The organism is Streptomyces sp. NBC_00259 (genome assembly GCF_036181745.1).
GTDB lineage: Bacteria > Actinomycetota > Actinomycetes > Streptomycetales > Streptomycetaceae > Streptomyces > Streptomyces pratisoli.
Window position 1 is genome coordinate 1,558,284 of record NZ_CP108080.1, and the last position, 22,760, is coordinate 1,581,043.

A 22,760-nucleotide genomic window follows, 5' to 3' on the forward strand; every position below is an offset into this window, starting at 1 on the left:
TCCTCCGGCCCCTTCTAGGCACCTCTCGTCCCCGAGGTCCACGACCCTTGCCATGCCTGATGACGGCAGCGCAGAAGGGCAAGGTGACACCAGCGACCTGTCAGTGGTGGCTGCGATGCTGCAAGGCATGGTCCCGTGGAATCTGATCGCCCTCGACAGCGCCCTGCGCGCCAGTTGGGCCGCTGACACCTGCTCCCCGGACGACCTCATTCGCGCCGGCTGGCAGCCGGGCAACCCGGCCTGGGGCCACTGCGACATCACGGCCTTGGTCGTCAACGACATCTTCGGCGGCGACCTCATGGTCGGCGAGGTCCATCTCAACGGGGAACAGCACGGCTTTCACTGGTGGAATCGGCTGCCCAGCGGCATCGAACTCGACCTGACGCGCGAGCAGTTCCAGCATGGCCAGACCATCACCGCAGCTCGTTCCGTCACACGTCCGCCGGGGCCTCTGCCTCGTCGCCGGGAGGAGTACCTCCTCCTGCGTGAACGCGTCGCCAAGCGCCTCGGGCCAATGGACCCGCAGGCCACATGGGTCGAAGGAGCCCACAGTAAAGCCGCCGCCATCTTGGGCGTGGGTGTTGCCTACCGCGCTAAGGCTGCTCATCGGACGACTGCGGGGCGGCCCGTGCCCGAAACTCCTCCAAGCACTGACGGCTGAAGACCGTATACGGATGCTGGGCACCAAGGACTCGTTCCCGCCTGTCCGCTACGGTCGCCATCAGCTCGATCGCCACGCTCACATCTCCGAGGGCCGCCCGGATTTGCGCATACAACGTCTGTGCCGAGAGCGTGACGGGATAGTCGGGGCCGTAACGCTGCGGGTACTCCTCGGCAAGCAGGTGAGCGTCTTCGACGGCCGCCTCGAAGCGGCCCAGCCTGTACAAGGCATTGGCGTGGTTAAGCCGTGCTTTCAGGGTGATGGTGTGGTCAGATCCCAGTTCCAGGGCGCACTCCTGGGAAAGTGGCAGCGCCGTGCCGTCGATCTCGGTCGCGAGGTCGGAGGCAGGCACGATCTCAAGCAGGGCGCCTCGCGAACTCAGGGTGAGCGGGTGCACGGGACCGAGTGTCCGCCGCCGACCTTCTACGGCCCGCCGTAGAAGCGCCACGCTCTCCGGAACGCGGCTTAGCGTGTTCAGTGGCCGGCTGGTTGCGTCGTAGCTGTCCAGGGTGTCGGGGTCATCGGGTCCGAAGAGTCGCTCACGGTCCGCGAGGACGCGGCTATGGAGGGCCGCGGACTCTTCGAAACGACCAAGGCGAAACAGCGTCCGGCCGGCTCGCGCAAGCGCAGAAAGCACCAGGCGGTGCTCCGGTCCAAGCACTGGTTCCGTGACGGCCGCAGCCTCGGAGGCCAACTCCCAGGCGGACAGGTAGTCGGCGGTACGGTGGAGCGCGATGGCCAGCCGTACAGCGACGTCCAGAGCCTCCGCCACCACCGACACCTCCGTGGCATGCCGAAGCAGGGCGAGAACGTGGGGTGAGAGGAGTCGTAGGCGCAGATCCTGCGGACCTCGCTCCGGGATGGCGGGAATGACCGCATCGAGCAGTCGGACCGCTGTGCTTGAGACATGAGTGGCCTGCTCGGGTGGCGTGCCCGCTGCCACGCTGGCGAGCAGCACGCCGTGGGTCTGTACGCACCGCACGCCGATGTCGACCAATGTGGTGAGGGACTGGTCGAGCAGTCCCCGCAGCGCGCTTTCGGCCCGTGATCGCGGGAGGACGCCGTTGAGTTCCGAGCTGTTCAAGAGTGTGAGCGGCAGCGGATCAGAGCCGTAGCAGGCCAGCAATCGGAGCAGAGCGGTCGACTCGGGCAACCCTTGGGCGGCAAGCGCGTCGAGAGACAGCTGCCAGGTTTGGCTGACCAACTGCCTGGATCCCTTGTCGGTCAGCGCGGCAGCTCCCCGGTCGATGAGGTCGACGCGCTCGTGCCCGACAAGGTGGCGGCCGTATTTCGCCATCGTCCACGGGTCGATCACCTGCTGGGCGAGGAAGCCGCCCGCAAGCGTGAGCGCCAAGGGAAGCCGTCCCAGTCGGTCTGCGATCTCGGAAGCCTCCTCAACCGTTCCCGTTTCTGGCGCGAGGTCGTACAGCACCTGGGCAGCTGCATCGCGCGGCAGTACACCGACGTGGTGCAGCTCAGCATGTGGCCACCAGCGGGCTGCCGCTTGACGGGTGGTGACCAGAACGGTGCCACGTGGGCTGGTGCGAAGCCAACTGCCGTCCTGCAAGATCGCGGGGTCGTCGGCATTGTCCAGCACCAGCAGCCAGGGTTCCGCGGACCGGTCGAGCCGTTCCCACACCAGATCAGCGGGAGCCCGCAAACCGTTTCGCGCAGCAAGCAGCTCGCCTTCTGTCGCCCCTCGATCGGCGGCGACGGCGAGCATGCCGCTGCGCAGCGTGGTGCGGTCGGCGGCGTTGACCCACAGGCCGGCCCGGCTGCTTTCGGCCGTGGCGCGCTGGAAGAGCGTGATGGCGACCGCGGTCTTGCCGCAGCCGCCCATGCCGTGAAGCACGTAGACCTGATTGAAGACGTCTGACGCTACTGCCGCCTGAAGGTGCTCCATCAGTTCCGTACGGTCGCGGAGGACTGCCGGCGCGCGGCCACCTGTCGGCCGACGCACTGATTCGGTGCTGACCCAAGTCTCAGCGCTCGCATCGCCGTGGTGGTGGTGCTCGACGATGTGCTGGTCACCGGACGCCTGATAGACACGACCGTGACCATCGGCGCGTCCATCCATCGCGTCGCTCATCGCTCGGTGACGTGCTGGTCGCGCCCCGCCTGATAGATCCTGGCGTGGCCGGAGGCGGTGGCTTGCTGCGCCACCGCTGGGGCCGTCGCCGCACGTGGGTCCAGCTCGTCCAGAAGAGTCCGCAGTTCTTCGGCCACCTCGGGTCGAGCTGTGAGCAAACGTCGGATCCGTCCCTGCCACTCCGCCGCAAGTTCACGCTCAGTATCCGGGTCTCCGGTTGTGTGCGAAGCAAGCAGATCATCGTGGGCGGCATCGAGTTCTGCAGCCACGGCCTCAACGCGCTCCGGGTGAAAGCGACGCCAAAGAGAGGTGATCCCCTCCCGGGTGCGTTGCCATGCGTCCGTAGCCATCAAGGTGACGATGGTCGTTCCCGCCGCACTCGCGAGCGCGGCAATCTCTGGCTCCACAGCTCCCCCGACGAGTCCAGGAACACCAACTTCCCTTACTTTAAAGCACGTTCCGATCGGCCTGACGGCTTTTCCGCTGCGCGCCATGGTCCACATGCGGACGGCTTGACGTGCCTGGGCACCTTCGGTCGCGGGCAGTCGCCGAGTGCCACGACCGGTTGATACGTGGCATTCAGACAATCGCTCCGAAGCCGAGTTCGCTCTGACACACGATCCACGTCCTGGGAGCCAAGCGGGGTGCCAAACGAGGCGTCACGGTGCGGCTCCCGTGGTCGGCCACGGGCGCCGACACCACGATCCCCGTGGCCGGACGGCCACGCTCCGCATCGTTCCTGAGGCTGCTCTTACCTCATCCTTAAAGCGACCATAAGGATCGGCATCCCCCCGTCCCAGCAGGCGATTTCGCGGTTTCGAGGGGCTAGCTTTCTGATCGCCGGGGCGGGGTTCGAGCGTCGGTGCTGCTGACGCTTCGGGGGGCTGCGCCGCCGGAGCGGGCCCCGTGCCCCGGTCTTCCGTCCCCCTCATATGTGCCGTTGCTGAAGGAGATCGTCACCATGACCGCTCGCCGTAGGGCCGCCACCGTCGCCACGCTCGGGATCGCCCCGCTCGCGCTGGCCGGGCTCGCCGCATCGCCGGCCGTTGCGCACGGGTCGATGACGGATCCGGTGAGCCGGGTGTCCGCGTGCTACGCGGAGGGGCCGGAGAGCCCGCAGTCGGCGGCGTGCAAGGCGGCGGTCGAGGCCAGTGGGGCGCAGGCGTTCTACGACTGGAACGAGGTCAACATCGCCAACGCCGCGGGCAACCACAAGTCGTTGATCCCGGACGGCAAGCTGTGCAGCGCGAACCGGGACAAGTACAAGGGCCTGGATCTGCCGCGCGCGGACTGGCCGGCGTCGAAGCTCGGGGCCGGCAACCACACGTTCCACTACAAGGGGACCGCCCCGCACAAGGGCTCGTTCGAGCTGTACATCACCAAGGAGGGGTACGACCCGTCGAAGCCGCTGAAGTGGTCGGACCTGGAGGCGCAGCCGTTCGCCAAGGTCACGGACCCGAAGTTGGTGAACGGTGAGTACGTCTTCGACGGCACCGTGCCGAGCAGGTCCGGGCGGCATCTGATCTACTCGATCTGGCAGCGCTCGGACTCCCCCGAGGCGTTCTACACCTGCTCGGACGTGGTCTTCGGCCAGGACAACGGCGGTTCCACGCCAGGCGGTTCGGAGCCGGCGCCGGTCGCGTCCGCGCCGTCCGAAGGGCAGATCGAGGAGGGCGCCGACAACTCCACGGTCGACCACGGCGGTCACGGTGGTGACGACCACTCCGAGGCTCCTTCGACCTCCACGGACGACGACACCGGCACCGACACCGGCACCCCGGAGACCGCGGCACAGCCGGAGACCAAGGGCGAGACCGCTTCCGGCAACACCCCTCAGGCCAACGGCGTCGGTGAGAACCTGGCCGAGACCGGCGGTGACGGGAACACCTCGTACGTCGCCATCGGCGGTGCCGCGGTGCTCGCGGCCGGTGCGGCCGTGATGTTCGCGACGACGCGCCGCAAGGCCCTGCGCCGCTGAGCCGAAGTCGCTGAGCCTGTGCGAGGGGCGCCGCCGCGGACTGCACACCGCGGCGGCGCCCTTCCCCGTCACCTCGTCAGTCGAAGACCGACGCACACGTCGTCGGAGTGGCGCGCGCCGGGTCCAGCGCGTTGGCCACCTCGTGGTACGCGATCCGGTCGAACAGCCCTATCGCCACATGCTCCGAGAAGTCGATGGCGCACAGGTCCTGGACCGTCACGTTCCGGACGTCCGGCCCGCTGAGGAACGCGGAGCGGTACGGGGTGACGACCTCGTCGTACTTGGTGGCGATCACGGTGTAGCGCACGCCCGGGACCGTGTCCCCGCCCTGGTTCAGCTTGGTGAGGAACGCGGAGCCGGCCATCTGGTCCGCGAGGCCGGGCGTGTTCGAGCTGATCAGGTCCGCCACGCCCGGGAAGTACTTGAGCAGGCCGGTGAGCCCGTTCAGCGTCGTGCCGTGGTTGTCGGGTGCGAGGCCGATGAGGGCGTTCACCTTGTCCGCGCCGCCGAGGAACTTGAGGTAGTGGCGCGGCATCATGCCGCCCTGCGAGTGGCCGACGAGATCGGCCTCGCTCGCCCCGGTCGCGGCGAGGACCCTGTCGACGTACGCGTCGAGCTGCTCGGCCGACTTGTCGATGGGGCCGAGGCCGTAGAAGAACGGGACGCCGGGCAGTTGGCCGTAGTCGAGCGAGAAGACGCAGTAGCCGCGCTTGACCAGGTACGGAGCCAGGGCGAGCCAGTTGTCCACGGAGTTCCCGAAGGTGCCGTGGACGAGTATCACCGGGCGGGGGTGGGCGGAGGACGGCTTGCAGGAGTAGTTGTTCCAGCCGCTCGTGGGGGCGGCGGCTGCGTTGGCGGTGGCGGCCGGCGCGAGGCCGATCGCCACCGCCAACAGGGCGGCGGTCAGTGGTCTGAGGGCACGCTTCCAGGACAGCATCGTGCGTTCTCCTTGCGGCTCAAGGGAAATGCGAGGCTGATATGGGGATGTGGGGATTCGCCCTGCGGCCCGGACCACAAGTAGAACAGCTGTGCTCATGTCAACGTACGCACGAGTAACCAAGACTGGGAAGTTACGCGTCGGTAAAAACTGAAACAGCGTCAAGATCCGTGATGGAGCGGTTACTCACGGACATCCCGATCATCCGCTCCCGGGCGTTACGCGGCGAGCGAGCCCGGAATGACCGCCCGTGGGCCGTACTTGGCGCGGGCCCGGTCGGCCACCGCCTCCAGGCGGCGGGCCTTCTCGTCGGCCGGGTCGAAGGTGAGCTGGTGTGCTGCCCGCTCGGCGGGGACCAGCCCTTCGGCGCGCAGTGCGAGGGCGCGCACCCGGGCGCGCTGCAGGCCGAGCGCGTCCAGCAGCCGGTACGCGGCGCCGGTGAGCGCCGCGGAGTGGGCGGTCGGCTCGGCCAGGGCACGGGACTTGGTGGTCGTGGTGCGGTCGGCGTAGCGCACGGTGAGCGTCAGGGAACGGCACACCTGGCCCTCGCCGCGCATCTGCGCGCCCAGTTCCCCGGCGAGCGAGAGCAGGGCGCGACGGTGCCGGTCACGGTCCAGCTCGTCGCGGGGAAAGGTGCGTTCGGCGGCGACGGAGCGGGCGGCCGCGTTCGGGACGACCCGGGTGCGGTCGATGCCGTGGGCCTTCTCGTACACCTCACGCCCGGCGCGGGCGCCGAGGATCCGCTGGAGTACGGCGAGGGGTGCGGCGGCGACCCGGTCGACGGTGTCGAGCCCGTAGCCGCAGAGGGCGCGGGCCGTCGAGGGGCCGACACCGTGCAGTGCGGCGACCGGGCGCCCGGCGAGGAAATCCGCCACGTCGCCCACGACCAGTGTCGTGCCCGGCCCGGCCTCCCGCGCCGCCATCCGGGCGAGCAGCGGACTGGGCCCGGCCCCGATCACGCAGTCCACGCCGTACAGGGCGAGGGCCCGTACCCGTATCAGCGCGGCGAGCCCGGCGGCGTCCCGGCCGAAGTACCGCAGCGCGCCCCGCACATCGACGAGCGCGCCGTCCTGCCCGACCGCTTCCACGACCGGCGTGAACGCCGCGAGCAGCCCGAGCAGTCCCGCGTAGGCGGCCCCGTCGGGCGGACCTCCGCCGGCCCCCCGGAAGCGCACGTACAGAACGGTCGTCCCGGGCGGCCCCGGCCTGACCCGCTCGCCCCCGCGCTCCGTCGTCATCCCGCACTCCCCGGACTCTGGTGCCACAACTTCCTTGCCGGCGCGGCCCCTTCGCCCGCGGGGCGGAGGTCCGCCCAGGCGTTCAGCTCGTAGCCGGTGGACATCCGGATGCTGCGGCCGGCGGCCGGAGCGGTGGGCTCGTCCGGGTCGGTCGTGGTGAGCCGCTCGGCCACCGCGTCCAGGCCGCCGGTGCGCCGGATCTCGATCAGGTCCGCGAGGTTCCACGCGGCGGAGCCGACCACGCTGAGGCTGCGCGGGCCGCGGCGCTGGACGACCCCGCGGACCAGCAACAGCCAGGAGTGGAAGACGGTGTGGGCGCACGCCTCGTGGCTGTCGTCGAAGAAGGCGAGGTCCACCAGGCCCGTGCCGTCGTCCAGGGTGGTGAAGACGACCCGCCGCCCGGAGCGGATCGGCGGGGTCTGGGTGGCCGCCTTGGCGCCCGCGACCAGCACCGTCGCACCGTGTTCGACATCGCGCAGCCGCCGCGCGGGGATCGCGCCGAGCTCGTCGAGGAAGGCGTGGTGGTCCGCCATCAGATGGCGGGACGCGTCCATGCCGAGGACGCCCAGCTCGGCGCTGAGCCGTTCGGCCTCGCTGAGGTCGGGCAGCCCGACGGACGCGGTCCTGCGGCCGCCGCCGAGCGGGAGCTGGCCGCCGTGGGAGGCCAGGCCCCGCTGCGTACGGTGGAGTTCGGCGAGGTGCAGCAGCAGGTCGCGGCGGTTCCCGCCGAATTCGTCCAGCGCGCCGACCTGCGCGAGCCGTTCGGCGACCGGCCGCGCCGGCCGCGCCCGCTCCCAGAAGTCCAGCAGGGACGTATACGGCCGCCCCGCCTCGATCCGTGCCGCTTCCGTCTCGCTGATGCCATGAACATCGGCGAGCGCGAGCCGTATGCCCCACTTTTCGCCAGACACCAGTTCGATCTGATAGGCGACCGCCGACCGGTTCACATCCAGCGGAAGCACCGGCACTCCCCGCCGTCGCGCGTCCGCCAGCAGCAGCCGCTTCGGGTACATCCCGGGATCGTGCGTGAGCAGCCCGGCGTAGAAGGCCGCCGGATGGTGCGCCTTGAGCCACGCCGACTGGTATGTCGGTACGGCGAAGGCGACCGCGTGCGCCTTGCAGAAGCCGTACGAGCCGAACGCCTCGATGATCTCCCAGGCCCGCGCGATCACTTCGGCCGCGTACCCCTTCCGTTCCGCCTGCCGGGCGAACCACACCTTGATCCGTTCCTGCGACTCCGGGTCGGAGAGCCCGCGGCGCACCCGGTCGGCCTCGTCCCTGCCGCAGCCGGTCAGGATGTTCACCATCTCGATGATCTGCTCGTGGAAGACGACGACCCCGTACGTCTCCCCCAGCGGCCCGGCCAGGTCCGAGTGCGGGAAGCGGACCGGTGCCCGTCCGTGCCGGGCCTCGATGAACGGCCGCACCATGTCCGCCGCGACCGGCCCCGGCCGGAACAGCGAGATGTCGACGACCAGATCGTGGAAGTTCGCGGGCTGCAGCCTGCCGACGAGATCGCGCTGGCCCGGCGACTCGATCTGGAAGCAGCCGAGCGTCTCGGCGGAACGGACGAGCTGGTACGTCGCCGGGTCACCCGGCGGCACCTGCCCCGGGTCGTCCAGGTCGATCCGCTCACCCGTCGCCCGCGCGACCTCGGCGACGGCGTGCGCCATCGCGGACTGCATCCGCACGCCCAGCACGTCGAGTTTGAGCAGCCCGAGGTCCTCGACGTCGTCCTTGTCGAACTGAGACATGGGAAAGCCCTCACCGCTGGTCGGCATCACGGGCGTACGCCGCAGCAGCGAGGAGTCCGAGATGAGCACCCCGCAGGGGTGCATGGCGACACCGCGCGGCAGCGCGTCCAGCGCCTCGACCAGTTCCCACAGCCTGTGGTGTCCGCCCTTCTCCTTCGCCACCTCGCGCAGTTCGGGCAGTTCCTCCATCGCCGCGCGGGCGTCGCGGGCCCGGATGTGCGGGAAGGCCTTGGCGAGCCGGTCGATCTCGGCCGGGTCCATGCTCAGCGCGGCGCCCACGTCCCGGATCGCGTGCCGCACCCGGTAGGTCTCGGGCATGGCGACGGTCGCGACCCGCTCCTCGCCGAAGCGGTCGATGATCGCGCGATAGACCTCCAGCCGGCGTGCGGACTCGACGTCGATGTCGATGTCGGGCAGCGCGAACCGGCGCTTGGACAGGAAGCGCTCCATCAGCAGACGCTGCTCGACCGGGTCGGCGTGCGCGATGCCGAGCAGATGGTTGACCAGGGAGCCGGCGCCGGAGCCGCGCGCGGCGACCCGGATGCCCATGTCCCTTGTGTCGTCGACGACCTGAGCGACCGTCAGGAAGTAGGTGGCGTTTCCGTGGAAGTCGATGATGTCCAGCTCGGAGCGCATCCGCTCCCAGTACTCCCGGGCGTCGGGCCTCCGGTCGTAGCCGCGCAGCACCATGCCGGCGGCGGCGCGGGAGGCGAGGACGCGCTGGGCGGTGCGCCGGCCGGCACCGACGAGACGCGGCTCCGGGTAGTAGGCGTAGCCCATGCCCAGGCCGTCCCCCGGGTCGACGAGACACTCGGCGGCGGTCTCCTCGGTGACGGCGAGCAGCCGGTGCGCGGCGTCACGCCGCAGACCGGCGGCCTCGACGACCCGCTCGGCCGTACGGGACATGTCGTCCGCGCCCTTGAGCCAGCGCTCACCGCTGTCGAGCCCCCTGGACGGGTCGACGGGAACGAGCCTGCGGGCCGCGTCCAGGACATCGGCGACGGGGCCCTGATCCGGGTCGGCGTACCGCACGGCGTTGCTGAGCACGGCCCGTACGCCCTGCTCGGCGGCGAAGCCGACGGTACGGGCGGCGAGCCGCAGCGAGCCGGGGCCGGTGCCCCCGGTCCCGTGGTGCACGGCTTCGAGACGCAGCGCGTCGCCGTACCGCTCCCGCCAGGGCGCGAGCAGCCGGGCGGCCCGGTCGGGGCGGCCCGCGGCCAGCGCCCTGCCCACCTCGGAGTCGGGTCCGAGCAGCACGGTGAGCCCGGCGGGGCCGCCGTCCAGGGCGTCCCGTCCGAGGGCGGGCCGGTCGGTGCCGGCGTGGGCGGCGGTGATCAGCCGACAGAGTTCCGCCCAGCCGGCGGCGCCGTCGCGAGCGAGGAAGGTGACGCGCGGCGCGGACTCGTCGATGAAGGCCCCGCCTCGCACCGGAGTGCGCCGGCGGCCGGTTCCGTCCGCCCCCTCGGCCCGCTCCCGTACGGCGAGATCGGCCCCGAACAGCGGCCGCACCCCCGCCTTGACGCAGGCCTTGGCGAAGCGGACCGCCCCCGCGACCGTGTCGCGGTCGGTCAGCGCGAGGGCCCCCATCCCCCGCTCGGCGGCGCGCTCGACCAGCCGTTCCGGATGCGAGGCCCCGTACCGCACGGAGAATCCGGACACGGTGTGCAGATGCGTGAAACCGGGCACCCGCACCTCCTGGCTCAATCCGTTCTCACCTCCCCCTCGCCTCCACCATAGACCAAGTTTCGAACGTTCGTGCGATTGACGCGTGGGGCACATGCCGGAAGGTCCCGGTGGGCGCCGACCGGGTGCCCGGCAGGCGCCCACCGGGTGCCTTCGGGCTAATGTCCGGTGGGCCGCGTTGGGCCCGCGGCCGCCGGTGGTACGAGTCGGGCGATGCCCAGGCAATCCGATCAGCGACGGCACCGGATCCGCGCGGCGCGGCGTCCCGTGCGCGGTCCCGGCCGCCCTGGGTCCCGTATCGGTGAAGCCGCCACCGGGGAGGCTCCCACCGGGGAGGCCGCCACCGACCGGTATGCGGAATCGCGGGTGGCGCCCGCCCTGCGGACCGCCGCCGCCTACGCCTGGCGGCTCCTGGTGGTCGGAGCCGTCGTGTACGCCGTCTTCTCGGTCCTCGGGCGCTTCCACGAGATCGCGGTGGCCGTCTTCCTCGGTCTCGTCGGCACGGCGATGCTCCGGTCGGTGACCGATCTGCTGGCCCGCCGGATTCCGCGGCCGCTCGCCGTGGCCGTGGCGCTGATCAGCAGTCTCGCCCTGATCCTCGGGTGCTGGCCCTGGTCGGCGAGACGGTCGCCGGGGAGCTGACCGTGCTGCAGCGCGAGTTCGGCGCCGGGGTCGAGAGGATCGAACGCTGGCTGGAACAGCCTCCGTTCCGGGTGAACCCGGAAGCGCTCACGGACGTCCGATCATGGATCGGCCGGTTCCTCTCCAGCCATCGGTCCACCCTGATCAGTACGGCGCTCAGCGGCGCGGGCCGGCTGGTGGAGGTGCTGACGACGCTGGCGCTCGCGCTGTTCTCCTCGGTGTTCTTCCTGCACTCGGGCGACCGTCAGTGGAACTGGTTCTGCGACCAGCTGCCGCCGTCCGCGCGGGAGCGGGTGTCGGTGGCGGGCCGTGCGGCGTGGCGGACGTTCACCGGATACACGCACGGCATCGTGCTGGTGGCGGCGACCAACGCGATCCTCGTCGGTGTGGCGCTCTACGCCCTCGGGGTCCCGCTGGCCGTGCCGCTGGCGCTGCTGGAGTTCTTCGCCGCCTTCATTCCGCTCATCGCCTCGCCCATCGCGCTCGCCGTCGCCGCGATCGTGGCACTGGCGGCCAAGGGCCCGGTCGTCGCCGCCGTCGTCATCGCGCTGATCGTGGTCATCGGCCAGCTCGAGGGGCATGTGCTCCACCCGGTCGTGATGAGCTGGGCCGTACGACTGCATCCGCTCGTCGTCGCGCTGTCGGTCATCGGCGGTGCCATCGCCGCCGGGGTGATCGGCGCGGTGGTGGCCGTACCGATCGTGTCCGTCCTCTGGTCGGTGCGCCAGGCGCTGCGCGCCCTGCACCACCAGGGCGAGGGCCGGGGCCAGGACCTCGCACCCGACCTCGCGCCCGGCCTCGGGCACCACCCGGGACCCGAGCTCGTGCCCGACCCGGGACCCGGCCTCGGGCACGACCCGGGCCCGGGTCGCCCCTGAGGACGGCCCGGGCCCGGGAAGTGGAACAGGATCAGCCGATCTCGGCGCCGAAGACCTGCAGCGCCTCCGTCACCGGCTGGAAGAACGTCTCGCCGCCCGAGGAGCAGTCACCGCTGCCGCCCGAGGTCAGACCGATCGCGGTGTCGCCCGCGAAGAGCGAGCCGCCGCTGTCGCCGGGCTCGGCGCAGACCGTCGTCTGGATGAGCCCGTTGACGATCTGGCCGTTGCCGTAGTTCACGGTGGCGTCGAGACCGGTGACCTCGCCCTCGTGCACCTGCGTGGTCGAGCCGCTGCGGGACACCTGCATGCCGACGGTCGCCTCGCCCGCCTTGGTGATCTCCTGCGTGCTGCCGTTGTAGAGGTCCACCGCGCTGGGGTGCTCGGTGTCGCCGCTGTACTTGACGAGCGCGAAGTCGTTCTCGGGGAACTGCGAGTCGACCATGCTGCCGATCGCCGGGCCGCCGGCGGACTCGGACCACTCGCTGCCGGTCTCACCGCAGTGACCCGCCGTGATGAAGTGCGGCTCGCCGTCCTTGACGACGTTGAAGCCGAGCGAACAGCGGCCGCCGCCGCTGTGGATGGCGTCACCACCGGCGATGAAGGGCTTGAACTCCCCCGCCGTCTTCTTCAGTTCCGCCTTCGCGCCGAGGCCCTTCACGACCTCCTGGAGCTTCGTCAGGTTCGCGCCCTTGACCGTACGGTCGGCCGTGACGACCACCTTGTTGGTCACCGGGTCGGTGGCCCAGGACGTGCCGGGGATGGTGGCGCGCTCGGTGAGGGTCTGCCGGGCGGTCTTCAGCTCGGCGAGCGTGTGCTCGACGATTCTGGCCTTGCCTCCGGCCTTGCGCACGGACTCGGCGGCCGCCTCGTCCACCACATTCATCACGAGCGCCTTGGCGTCGGCGTCGTAGTACGCGCCGGCCGCGTCGACGCCCAGGTCCTTACCGAGCGTCGAGGCGAGATTTCCGGCCGCCGACGCCGACAGCTGCTTGACGGTGAACGCGGGCTTCTCCTCGCTGGCGTTCGCAGTCTGCAAGGTGACTCCAGCGGCAACGAGAGCGACGACGGCTCCGCCCGCCATCGCCGCGCGCCTCTTGGGTATCCGTCGGTGGTTCAACATCGACCTCCTGTGGGGGCCGCGTACGGGCAGTGGGGTGCCCGGACACGGAGGATGGGGCGCCCACTATTCCGATACGCGCCGGTAGCACACAAGGTCGAGTTCAGGACGCGCACACGACACCACCAATGCGCCCTCTGCACCTTCACTACCGGAGGTCACCACAGGTCGGTTTCGATTGCGAACACCCCGTGCTACCGGGCCATGTGCGGCGGGTAAGGACTAGTCCTGTCCGGTTCTTCACGCGGAATCAGGCCGAACGGGCTCATTGAAGCCTTTCGCCGACCACCCCCTGATGGGTAATCATCAAGGGGGAGGGGAATGCCAGGACAGTATTGCTGCACATGGCACATGTGCATGACCCATGTGTACGACTGACAGGAATACCCGGCATACGGGGATACATGGAACCCCATGGCGAAGGAGGGGCGGTGCGACGTCGGGTGCGCGCGTCGGACGGGCGGCATCTGATGGTGGAGCGCCTGGGGGACCCGCGGGGCAGGCCCGTCTTCCTGCTGCACGGCACCCCCGGCAGCAGGCTGGGCCCGGCCCCGCGCGGCATGGTGCTGTACCAGCGCGGGATGCAGCTGATCGCGTACGACCGGCCCGGCTACGGCGGCTCCGACCGGCTGGAGGGGCGCAGCGTGGCCGATGTGGTCCAGGACGTACGGGCGATCGCCGACGCGCTGGAGCTCGACCGGTTCGCCGTGGTGGGCCGCTCGGGGGGCGCGCCGCACGCGCTGGCCTGTGCCGCGCTGATGCCCGACCGGGTGACCAGGGCCGCGGCCCTGGTGACGCTGGCGCCGCGGGACGCGGACGGTCTTGACTGGTTCGAGGGCATGGCCGCGTCCAACGTCCTGGAGTACACGACGGCCACGGTCGACCCGGACCGGCTCACCGCGCGGTTCATCCTGCGTTCGGCGGAGATCCGGCGCGATCCGTTCCGGCTGCTCAACGATCTACGCCGGGAGCTGACGGACTCCGACCGGATGGTCGTCGCGGACGCCGGCGTACGGACGATGCTGCTGCGCAACTACCAGGAGGCGCTGCGGACGTCGGCGTACGGCTGGATCGACGACGCCCTCGCCTTCTGCAGTCCCTGGGGATTCGATCCCGCGGAGATCACCGCGCCCGTGCTGCTGTGGCACGGCGAGAAGGACGTCTTCTCTCCGGTCGGCCACTCGCGGTGGCTCGCGCAGCGCATCCCGGGCGCGACGGCGGTCCTGGAGCCCGCCGCCGCGCACTTCGACGCGCTGCACGCGCTGCCCCGCGTCCTGACCTGGCTCCTCGACCCGTCGCTGGAGGACCCGTCCTAGAGGGCCTGCCATGGAGGACCCGCACCGAGGGCTCTCGTTGAAGTCCCTCGGTGCGGGGGCTCGGTACGGGGGCTCGGGGCGGAGCCCCGCGTCACACCGCCAGCGGCTCCAGGTCCCGGTGGATCCTGCGTTCGTCCCTGGCGATCCGGGTCATCGCATGGTCCTCCCCGAGGAGCCGCCCCAGTTCCTCCACGGTCTCGGCGCGCAGCAGCGCCGCCTCGTCCTTGCGTCCCAGCGCGCCGAGCGTCACCGCCATGTTGGAGGAGACGGCGAGGACCTCGGGGTGGTGGGAGCCCAGGACCTCGCGGAGTTTCATGACGGCCCGCCGCTCGGTGTCCAGCGCGGCTTCCAGCTCGCCGAGGTCCGCGCGGGCGTTGGCGAGGTTGACGGTGCAGAACAGCGTGTGCGGATGGGCGGTGCCGAGGACGTCGGTCATCCTGCGGACGGTGGGCAGCAGCACCTGTTCCGCGGTTTCGGGGTCGCCGCAGCCCCACTGGTAGATGCCGAGGTTGTTGAGCGCGGCGAGGGTGTACGGATGCTTCTCGCCCGGCACCTTCATGTACTGGTCCACGACCTCCTGGGCCAGGTCCCGGGCGGCCACCGGCTCGCCGGCGGCGAACAGGTCGGCCGCCAGGTTCAGATCGCAGGCGAGCGAGTCCGGGTTGGCCGAGGTGTACTTGGCGCGGTAGCGGTTGCGGGTGGCCGTCGTCAGCCGTCGGGCGTCCTCGAGCAGGCCGGCCCGCCGCAGTGAGACGGCGAGGCTCTTGGCCGCGGCCAGGGTGCCGGGGAAGGTCCGGCCGAGGGTCTGCTTGTAGATGTCGTAGGTGCGGCTGAGCAGGCCGACCGAGTCCTCGTAGCGGCCGACCTCCCGCAGGTCGCGGGAGAGCGAGGTGGCCGAGGACAGCGTGTACGGGTGCTCGGGGCCGAGCACTTCGGTACGGCGGTCGAAGACGTCCTGGTCGATCTCGCGGGCGCGTGCGTACTGGCCGACCATGCGCAGGTTGAGCGCGAGGTTGTTGGCGGCGGCCAGGGTGCGCGGGTGGGACTCGTGGAAGATCTGGCTGAATCCCTCGTGGGCCTCGGTGGCCAGCTCCATGGCCTTGCCGTACTGGCCGAGGGTGCCGAGGTCCATGGCGAGACCGCTGGTGGTCATGTACGTGTGCGGATGGGAGGGGCCGAGGACGATGCGCTGGCGTTCCAGGGTGACCTCGTCGAGCTCGCGCGCCTCCACGTAACGGCCCTGGGAGCGGAAGATGTTGGAGAGGTGGAAGCGCAGGTACAGGTACTGCAGATCGTCGTTCCCGAGCATCTCCCGCCAGGATTCGCGCAGTTCGTCGCCGAGCGCCCCGGCCGCCTGCCAGTCGCCGCGCTTCCAGAGGTAGCGCACCCGGTCGATGAGGAGCCGGCGGGTCTCCGGCTCCTTGCAGAAGCGGGCCTCCGAGGGGCCGAGGTGGGGCCAGATGGTGGTGAACCGCGGCCAGGTCTCGGGGTTGTCGATCGGCTCGTCGTCGTCGGGGCGCGCGCCGGCGAGGATGCGGTGGACGGCGTGCCGGGCGTCCTGCTGCTCCTGCTCGCTGAGCTGGGCCCGGATGACGGCCTGCACCAGCCGGTGCACCTGGATGGAGTTGGAGACCTGGTCCACCTTGGCGAGGGCGAACCGGCCGATCTCGCGGATGACCCGGCCGAGTACGAGCTTCTCCTGGAGGGAGGAGTCGTAGGGCTTGAGCGCCTCGATCATCTCCTTGCTGTAGAGCAGGTTCGCGGAGATCGGTTCCGGTGCGAAGAACGCGCACAGCTGGAGCAGCCGTACGGCGGCGGGTGAGCGTTCCTTGAGCCGTTCGATGGAGACGTTCCAGGTCGCGGCGACCGGCTCGGGGTAGCCGGCGGGCTGGTTGAGCGCGAGGACGCTCGGCGCCTGCCTGCCGAGCTGTTCCAGGTAGGCGGCGACGGGTGTGGCGGTCTCGGCGATCCACGCCGCTGCCTGCTCGACGGCGAGCGGCAGGTCACCGACGGCGGCGGCGACCTGGTCGGCGTCCTCCAGGGTGAGTCCGGGCGCCCGGCGCTGGAGGTGCTCGACGGACTCCTCCCGCAGGAAGACGTCGACGGGCAGCGCGTCGCCGTACTGCGACCACGTCTGGTTCCTGGACGTGACGAGGATGTGCCCGCCGGTGGGGAAGAACCGCTTGAGCTGTTCGGGGTCGTCGGCGTTGTCGAAGACCAGCAGCCAGCGCGAGGTCGGTACGCCGCGCCGCAGCAGGTCGACGGCCTCCTGGGAGGCGGCGGCCATGTCCTCGCCGCCCTGGGCGCCGAGGCGGGTGCCGAGTTCGGCCAGTCCGGCGACGACGTCGTCGGACTGCTCGGAGGAGATCCACCACACCAGGTCGTAGTCGGCCATGAAGCGGTGCACGTACTCCAGTGCCACCTGGGTCTTGCCGACGCCGCCGAGCCCGTACAGCGTCTGGGGCTGCGGCAGGACGACGGCCATACCGCCGCCGAGCTGGTCGCGCATCCGCTCCAGGACGACGGAGCGGCCGGTGAAGCCGGGGTTGCGGGCGGGCGCGTTCCAGATCTTGGGGACGGTGCCGGGGAACCGCGGGCCGGGCGCGACCCCGTCGGTGAGCTGGATGGGCCGGTCGAGGGCGCGCAGCAGGGCGCTGGTGGCGTGGACCTCGTCGAGGCGGAAGAGGTCGACGGGGTTGCGGTCGATGTAGGGGGTGGTGAGGCGTACGTCGCCGACGCGCAGCGGCAGCAGCTGGCGCCGTCCGCCGCCGGGGTCCTCGGAGGCGGCCCGTTCCCACACCTCCACGGCGCGGGCGGACTTGAGGTACGCGCTGGAGAGCAGCACGACGGTGCGGGCCGCGGTCTCGGGGACGAGCGTGCCGGAGCCGTCCGGGGAGGGTTCCGCGGAGACGTCGCGCGGGACGACGCGGAAGCCGGCGCGGGTGAGGACGGACTCGATCCAGTCGGCCCACATCCGGTTCTCGGCGACGTAGCTGAGGAAGAGGTCGGCGGGCATGGCGGGGCGGCGGCGGGTGAAGGCGTCCCTGATGCGCAGCCTGGCCTCCTCGCCGACGGCCGGCATGGAGGTGACTTCCTGGTCGGTGACGACGGCGGTGAGCCGTTCGAAGGCGGAGAGCAGGGAGTTGGTGAGTCCCGCCTCGTCGCCGAAGGTGGCCAGGGTCTCCTCGTAGGCGTAGTAGGGGCGGTACGGGATCTCCACCGCGCCCCAGTAGGCGGTGATGTCCTCGCCGGCGAGTCCGGTCGGGAAGCGGTCGAACTTCAGCCGGGCGAGGGCCCGTCCGGCGTCGGCCTTCTCCTTCTCGCCCTCGTCGATGCGCATGGGGACGGGGAGGATGCGGATGCCCCGGCCGCCGTAGCGTTCGTCGATCTGCCGTGCGACGGCCGCGGCGCCGTCGATGGACTGGTCGCTGAGGGTGAAGCAGTCGACGAGGACGTCGGGCAGATGGACGGTACAGATGTCGGCGATGTCGCTGAGGCCGGTGCGGCTGTCGATGAGGACGTAGTCGTAGTTGGCCTTCATGTCGTCGCGCAGGGCGTCGAAGAAGTGCCCGCCGCCGAGGCGGTCGTAGAAGTTGTCCCAGTCGAAGGTGGAGACGGTCGCCGAGTACTCGCGGTTCTGCTTGCCGGCGGAGACGAAGTCGAGGGTGCCGCCCTCGGGGAACTCCCAGCCGAGGCTCTCGGGGGTGAGGGAGACGGCGTGCGGCTGGATCCGGGCGTAGTCCCGGTGCCAGTCGTCGGGGCGCTGCACGGGGCTGGTGGCGGCCCAGGCGTACTCGGTGATCAGGTCGATGACACCGGTGGTGGCGCCGAGGGTGGAGGGGTCGAGGAAGGGATGGAAGAAGCGGTGCAGACCGGGGGCCTCCAGGTCCCAGTCGACGGCGAGGACCCGCTTTCCGTTCGCGGCGAGGATCCAGGCGGTGTTGGCCATGGCCATGGTCCGCCCGGTGCCTCCCTTGTACGAGTAGAACGTGACGATGCGTCCGTCACGACTGGCTGTCATCCGTGTCCTCCGCATCGGGCGCCTGGTCGAGCATGTCGGGGATGAAATGCGTGGTGGCGTACTCGGCCGCCATGGGGCCGCGCAGCCGGGGACGTTCGGTATGGCTGCCGCCGGCGGGCGGATAGACCTGTGCGTGTCTGAGGTACTGCTGGGCGGCCGCCTCCACCACCTGGGGGAGGATCTGGCCGAAGGCCTCCATGCTCGGGACGCCGCGGGCCGCGGCGCGGCAGGCGGCACGGCCCTGGCTGAGTTTGGTCGGCAGGGTCTGTTCGAGTGTGGCGCTCAGTTCGCTCTCGGCGGCGCGGCTCTGGTGGTCGTCGCGGTTCCAGGGGACGACGACGCTCACCCAGGGGCGGTTCTCGGCGTCGAAGGCGGCGAGCCGTTCGCGTCTTTCCTCGTCCTCCAGTGCCCAGCGGTCGATGATGAGCAACTCCGGTCTGGTCGGGGGCTGTTTGCTGTCCAGCGGGGAAGTGTCGTGGTCGAAGGAGCCGACCGTGGCCTGGTAGTTGAGGGCGCGGACCAGATCGCGTGCGACGTAGGCGAGCGGCCGGTGGGCGTCCGGGTAGTACGGGTTCCAGTCCTGGGGCATGTCGCCGTAGTACTCGGCGTCGCGTCCCGGTGGCAGGTCGTGTCGGGTGGGGGCGGCGACGGTGACCTGGATGGGGCGGGGGCCGCTGCTGCGCACCGCGCCCGGGGCCGGGGCGCCGGCCGGGTCCTGGGTGCCGAAGGCACTGGGGGCCTGCCGGTAGTCGAGCGGTCTGCTGGGGCCCATCGCGGCGGTGTCGGCGACACTGACGATGCGTTTGGCCAGCTCGTAGACGGCGCGCTCGTACTCCTCGGCGAATATGCGGAGTTTGATGAGTCCGTAGAGCCCGTCGGTGACGTAGCGGTCGCCGAAGGCCCGGTGGTTGAACTGCAACCGCTCGGCGGGGCCCGGGAGTTGCTCGGGTGGCACCGGTACCCACAGGGCGGGCACTATGGCTTCGGCGGGCCGGTTGCTCTTGGCCTGGTGGTAGATCTCGCGCTGGGCGAACGCGTACCACTCCTTGCCGCACATCTCGCTGGCGAAGTAGCGCGGTGAGAAGAGCGGTACGAAGACCCGGCAGGTGGCGAGCACTTCCGCCAGGCGCTCCGACCAGCCTTCGCCGGAACGTATCTCACGGTCCATGAAACCGGCCGGTGCACCGGCCGGCAGATCGGTCAGGGCCATCACATGACCACACAGATCGCGGAACAGCCGCTCGACCCACATATCGGGGTCGGGGCCTCCGGCTCCGTACCTCGGCGTGTGCGCGTAGCTCAAGAAGAAATACGGCCGCTGGTCCGCCGCTCGCTGCTGCGATGACGCGTGCACACGACCCCCGTCCTGTATGAACACTCGCACTCACAGCTGATGAGGTGCGAGCAAAACAATCATTCCGGAGCCGACCTCACTCCATCCCCTCGACGTTCAGTCAATCAACACCGCTTTTCGGACATCCATCTCACCGCATGGTCCACCGCGTCCCTGATCGAGAACAAGGTTGCGACCGTTCCTCCCAGTTGTCCCTTCTGCTCCAGATTCCAGCCGAAGGCGGCGCCGATCGCCTCGAAATCACTGTCGTCCAGAGTGACGTCCAGGTATTCCGTCCATTCCGGCCCGTGCGCCCCACGCACCACACAGGCATACCGTCGCAGGGGCGCTCCCGTGCGGTACTCCGCGAGATGAAAGGCGGTGCAGACGGAGAAACCCACATTGATCATCAATACCCGCGCCCCGGCGCGGTAGAGCGCCCCGAGCGGGGATTCCTCGCCGAGGTGGGAGGAAAGGGGATGCGCCGAGAGCAGTTCCCCCGCCCGCCGGCCCAGCGCGGCGAACGACGTCTGCGGGTGGGCGCTGCGCACCGCGCCTCCGGCGGTCCGTACGGACTCGGCCAACCGGCCCATAGCGGTGCACGGCGTCGTGGCGGGATCGAAGGCGGGCATCGTGGCCCGGAAGGCCGCCGCCTGAGTGGGTGTCATCCCGGCGACCAGCCGCAGATGGGCGGTGGACGTGTCCGAGTTCTCCGTGGTGAAGGCGGGCACCACGAGCGTGCCGTCCGCGCCGAGCGCCGTCAGCAGGGCGTCGCGCAGCGTCGGGGCGTCCAGACCGGTGCCGCCGAGTCCGGCGTGGACGAGGACCGTCTCCCCTTCCCGTAACCCGAGTTCCGCCAGCTGTCCTACGAGCCCGTCCCGCTCATCGGCCGTGTCGGTCACGGTCCGCCTCTTCCCACAGTTGCGCCAGCAGCCGCTTCCCGCCGACGGTGAGTTCCGCGGCGCGGTCCAGGGTGTCCAGCGCCCGCCTCGCCGCTTCCGCGCTGTCCGGTTCGAAGGCCCGCAGGCCGGTCCTCTCGTACGCCCCCGCCAGCAGCTCGGACACCGGAACGGGCGCTTCCTGCCAGGGGGCCGGGTGGCTCCACCAGCCGTCGTCGGCATAGAGGTCGGTGACCTCCAGCAGGGCCTGGAAGCGCGCCCGGCGCCAGCCGCGCAGCAGCAGGGGCGCCAACTCCCCCGCACCCCCGTGCAGCGGGATGCCGAGGGCGCCGAGGCCGTGGCGTCCCAAGGCGGGCCCGGGGTCGGCGACCGGGGTCAGGGTGGTCAGCGATCCGGCGGCGGCCGCGGCCTGTTCCGGTGCGCGCCCGCGCAGCACGCCCCAGGCGCGGGCCAGCCGCCCGGTCCAGTCGGCGGCCTCGGCGAGGCCGAGCCGGGGCAGCGCCGGGACGCCGAAGCAGTCCCGGTAGGGGTCGAGGTCGTCGATCGCGAGATCGGGTGCCCCGTCGCGGCCGAGTCTGCGGACGGGCCGCCAGCCGGTGCCCGGTTCGTCGAGCCGGGCGACCCGCCGCTCTCCTCCGGCGGTCCGTACGAGGAAGCCCTTCTCGACCGGCTGCACCTCCGCGGTGCCCCGCGGTCCGGCCCCGGTCAGCCGTAGTTCGCCGAGGGTCGGCAGCAGCAGGACGCCGCCCTCGTACGTGACACGCACCGGCAGGTCGAGGCCGCCGCGTACGACGGCGGCGGCGACCGACGACGCCAGCCGGCGGGCGGGCGCGAGCGCGGCGCCCGGCAGGTCCTCGTGCAGCGCGTCCAGGGCGCCGAGCAGCCAGCCCCGGGTGTACGGGTGGGTCAGCACGTCGTCGAGGCCGCCCGGCCGGCGGTCGACGGCGCCGGCCAGCTCCCAGGCGCGGGCCCACTCCTCGCCGCCGCGCCCGTCCAGCTCCCGGTTGAGGTCGGCGAGGAGCAGCCGGGTCAGCTCGTGCTGTTCGGTGCGCAGGTCGCCGTCGTCGGTGACGGCGGCCGGTACGGAGCCGGCGGCGGTGCGGTGCTCGATGCCGCGGACGAGGGCCTCGAGGTCCGTGCAGTAGACGGAGGTGTTGTCGAAGTCCGTACCGGAGCGGTAGCGGTGGGTGTAGAGGCCGCCGCCGCAGGAGCGGACGACGGGGCACTGCCGGCAGGTCTCACCGACTCCGGCGAGGCCGAGCTGGCGGGCCCGGACGCCCGGGTGCGAGGCGACCTCGTCGAAGGAGTGGTCGAAGACGTTGAACCCGGTGGCCGCGGCGCCCTCGTAGGCGGTCTTGAGCGAGTCGACCTGCTCCAGGGCGCCGTCGGTCTCCACGACGACGAGGTCGGTGGGGGTGAGGCCGAGCGACTCGGTGAGGCCGGGACCGCCGGAGAGGGTGGACAGGACCGAGGCGAAGAGCCGTACCGGCACGCGGCGGCCGTGGCGCTCCCAGCGGTCGAAGACCGTGAGGAGCCAGTCCGCGTAGGCGGTCGGGGAGCCGTCGGGCCGGGGCGGCGGTTCGTCCCAGGTGGCGTGCGGCAGCAGGAAGTCGATGCGCGGGGGGTCGAGCTCCATCAGAGCGTCATGGACGGCGACCGGGTCGTTGGCGACGTCGACGGTGCACAGGAGGCCGAGGTTGAGATGGCGGTAGCGGTCCTGGCCGAGCAGTTCGACGGCCTTCAGGACGAGGGGGTGGCTGCTGCGGCCGTCCGCGAAGCGGCGGTGGCGGTCGTTGGCGGCCTTGTCACCGTCGAGGGAGATGCCGACCTTGACCCCGAACTCGTCGAAGAGGTCGAGATAGCGGGGGCTGAGCTGAAGACCGTTGGTGTGGATCCGCAGATCGAGTGCGGCGACGCCGTCGAGGGCCGCGATGAGCTCCTCGCAGATCCGGCGTAACCGGGAGGGGCCGGCGAGCAGAGGCTCCCCTCCGTGCAGGATCACTGACACGGAGGGCAGGGCATGTTTCTTCGCATGCTCGGCCAGTCGCAGAGCTGTCCAGAAAATCGCCTCGTCAGAGATTGCTTTCGGGCGGGTACGCCAGCTCTGATCAGCGTGTTCGTAGATGTAGCAGTGGTCGCAAGCAAGATCACATCTGCTGTGGACCTTCAGTACGATCTCGCGGAATGGGACCACGGGTCCGGTCATTCCGCCAG

Annotated in this window: 13 protein-coding genes and 1 pseudogene; 4 read left to right on the top strand and 10 right to left on the bottom strand. The window is 70.8% G+C overall.

All coding sequences use genetic code 11. From position 1 onward, the window contains the following. Window positions 1–52: 52 nt before the first annotated feature. The gene (locus OG766_RS06995; RefSeq protein WP_266375338.1) at window positions 53–661 is read left to right on the top strand and encodes a YunG family protein; all 609 of its coding nucleotides are present in this window, start codon (window positions 53–55) and stop codon (window positions 659–661) included. On the opposite strand, the gene OG766_RS07000 is transcribed toward OG766_RS06995, so the two are convergent. Together OG766_RS07000 and OG766_RS07005 are read right to left on the bottom strand one after the other, a co-directional pair. Further along, a complete protein-coding gene (locus OG766_RS07000; protein ID WP_266375336.1) occupies window positions 594–2,750 on the bottom strand; it encodes a tetratricopeptide repeat protein in 2,157 nt (718 codons plus the stop codon). The two genes, OG766_RS06995 and OG766_RS07000, sit on opposite strands and share 68 nt — an antisense overlap. Next, window positions 2,747–3,157, bottom strand: coding sequence for a hypothetical protein (locus tag OG766_RS07005; protein ID WP_328724808.1), 411 nt, complete (start codon window positions 3,155–3,157; stop codon window positions 2,747–2,749). The genes OG766_RS07000 and OG766_RS07005 overlap by 4 nt, the downstream gene beginning before the upstream one ends. A gap of 554 nt (window positions 3,158–3,711) precedes the next feature. On the opposite strand from OG766_RS07005, the gene OG766_RS07010 reads away from it, so the two are divergent. Then, window positions 3,712–4,728 carry a lytic polysaccharide monooxygenase auxiliary activity family 9 protein gene (locus OG766_RS07010; protein ID WP_328724810.1) on the top strand — a complete coding sequence of 339 codons (1,017 nt, stop codon included), beginning with the start codon at window positions 3,712–3,714 and terminating at the stop codon, window positions 4,726–4,728. Window positions 4,729–4,804: 76 nt separating this feature from the next. Here OG766_RS07010 and OG766_RS07015 read toward each other — a convergent pair whose 3' ends face one another. The 3 genes from OG766_RS07015 to OG766_RS07025 form a co-directional block, all read right to left on the bottom strand. After that, window positions 4,805–5,665 (bottom strand): esterase/lipase family protein, encoded by an 861-nt coding sequence (locus OG766_RS07015; RefSeq protein ID WP_266375332.1) that lies wholly within the window; start codon window positions 5,663–5,665, stop codon window positions 4,805–4,807. A 218-nt stretch (window positions 5,666–5,883) separates the two neighbouring features. Next, window positions 5,884–6,903: a DNA polymerase Y family protein gene (locus OG766_RS07020; protein WP_266375330.1), complete on the bottom strand. Its 1,020-nt coding sequence runs from the start codon at window positions 6,901–6,903 to the stop codon at window positions 5,884–5,886. Beyond that, entirely contained in the window at window positions 6,900–10,361 is a 3,462-nt protein-coding gene (locus OG766_RS07025; RefSeq protein WP_328724812.1) for a DNA polymerase III subunit alpha, read from the bottom strand. Before OG766_RS07025 ends, OG766_RS07020 begins: the two co-directional genes overlap by 4 nt. Before the next feature lie 192 nt (window positions 10,362–10,553). Here OG766_RS07025 and OG766_RS07030 point away from each other — a divergent pair. Next, window positions 10,554–11,722: pseudogene (locus tag OG766_RS07030) on the top strand (AI-2E family transporter); the annotation flags it as partial. A gap of 169 nt (window positions 11,723–11,891) precedes the next feature. Here the strand turns inward: OG766_RS07030 and OG766_RS07035 are convergent. After that, window positions 11,892–12,977 (bottom strand): S1 family peptidase, encoded by a 1,086-nt coding sequence (locus OG766_RS07035; protein ID WP_328727440.1) that lies wholly within the window; start codon window positions 12,975–12,977, stop codon window positions 11,892–11,894. A 431-nt stretch (window positions 12,978–13,408) separates the two neighbouring features. On the opposite strand from OG766_RS07035, the gene OG766_RS07040 reads away from it, so the two are divergent. Further along, on the top strand, window positions 13,409–14,293 hold the full coding sequence (locus tag OG766_RS07040; protein ID WP_266375326.1) for an alpha/beta fold hydrolase: 885 nt from the start codon (window positions 13,409–13,411) through the stop codon (window positions 14,291–14,293). Between the two features lie 91 nt (window positions 14,294–14,384). Here OG766_RS07040 and fxsT read toward each other — a convergent pair whose 3' ends face one another. The 4 genes from fxsT to fxsBH form a co-directional block, all read right to left on the bottom strand. Next, window positions 14,385–18,314 (bottom strand): FxSxx-COOH system tetratricopeptide repeat protein, encoded by a 3,930-nt coding sequence (fxsT, locus tag OG766_RS07045; RefSeq protein WP_328724813.1) that lies wholly within the window; start codon window positions 18,312–18,314, stop codon window positions 14,385–14,387. Next, window positions 18,298–19,692, bottom strand: coding sequence for an FxsC protein (gene fsxC, locus OG766_RS07050; RefSeq protein WP_328727441.1), 1,395 nt, complete (start codon window positions 19,690–19,692; stop codon window positions 18,298–18,300). The genes fxsT and fsxC overlap by 17 nt, the downstream gene beginning before the upstream one ends. Before the next feature lie 80 nt (window positions 19,693–19,772). Beyond that, a complete protein-coding gene (locus OG766_RS07055; RefSeq protein ID WP_328724815.1) occupies window positions 19,773–20,549 on the bottom strand; it encodes an aminoglycoside N(3)-acetyltransferase in 777 nt (258 codons plus the stop codon). Then, complete coding sequence (gene fxsBH / locus OG766_RS07060) at window positions 20,530–22,752, bottom strand: radical SAM/SPASM protein FxsBH, inactivated beta-hydroxylase extension form (RefSeq protein WP_328724816.1); 2,223 nt, start codon at window positions 22,750–22,752, stop codon at window positions 20,530–20,532. Before fxsBH ends, OG766_RS07055 begins: the two co-directional genes overlap by 20 nt. Window positions 22,753–22,760 lie beyond the last annotated feature (8 nt).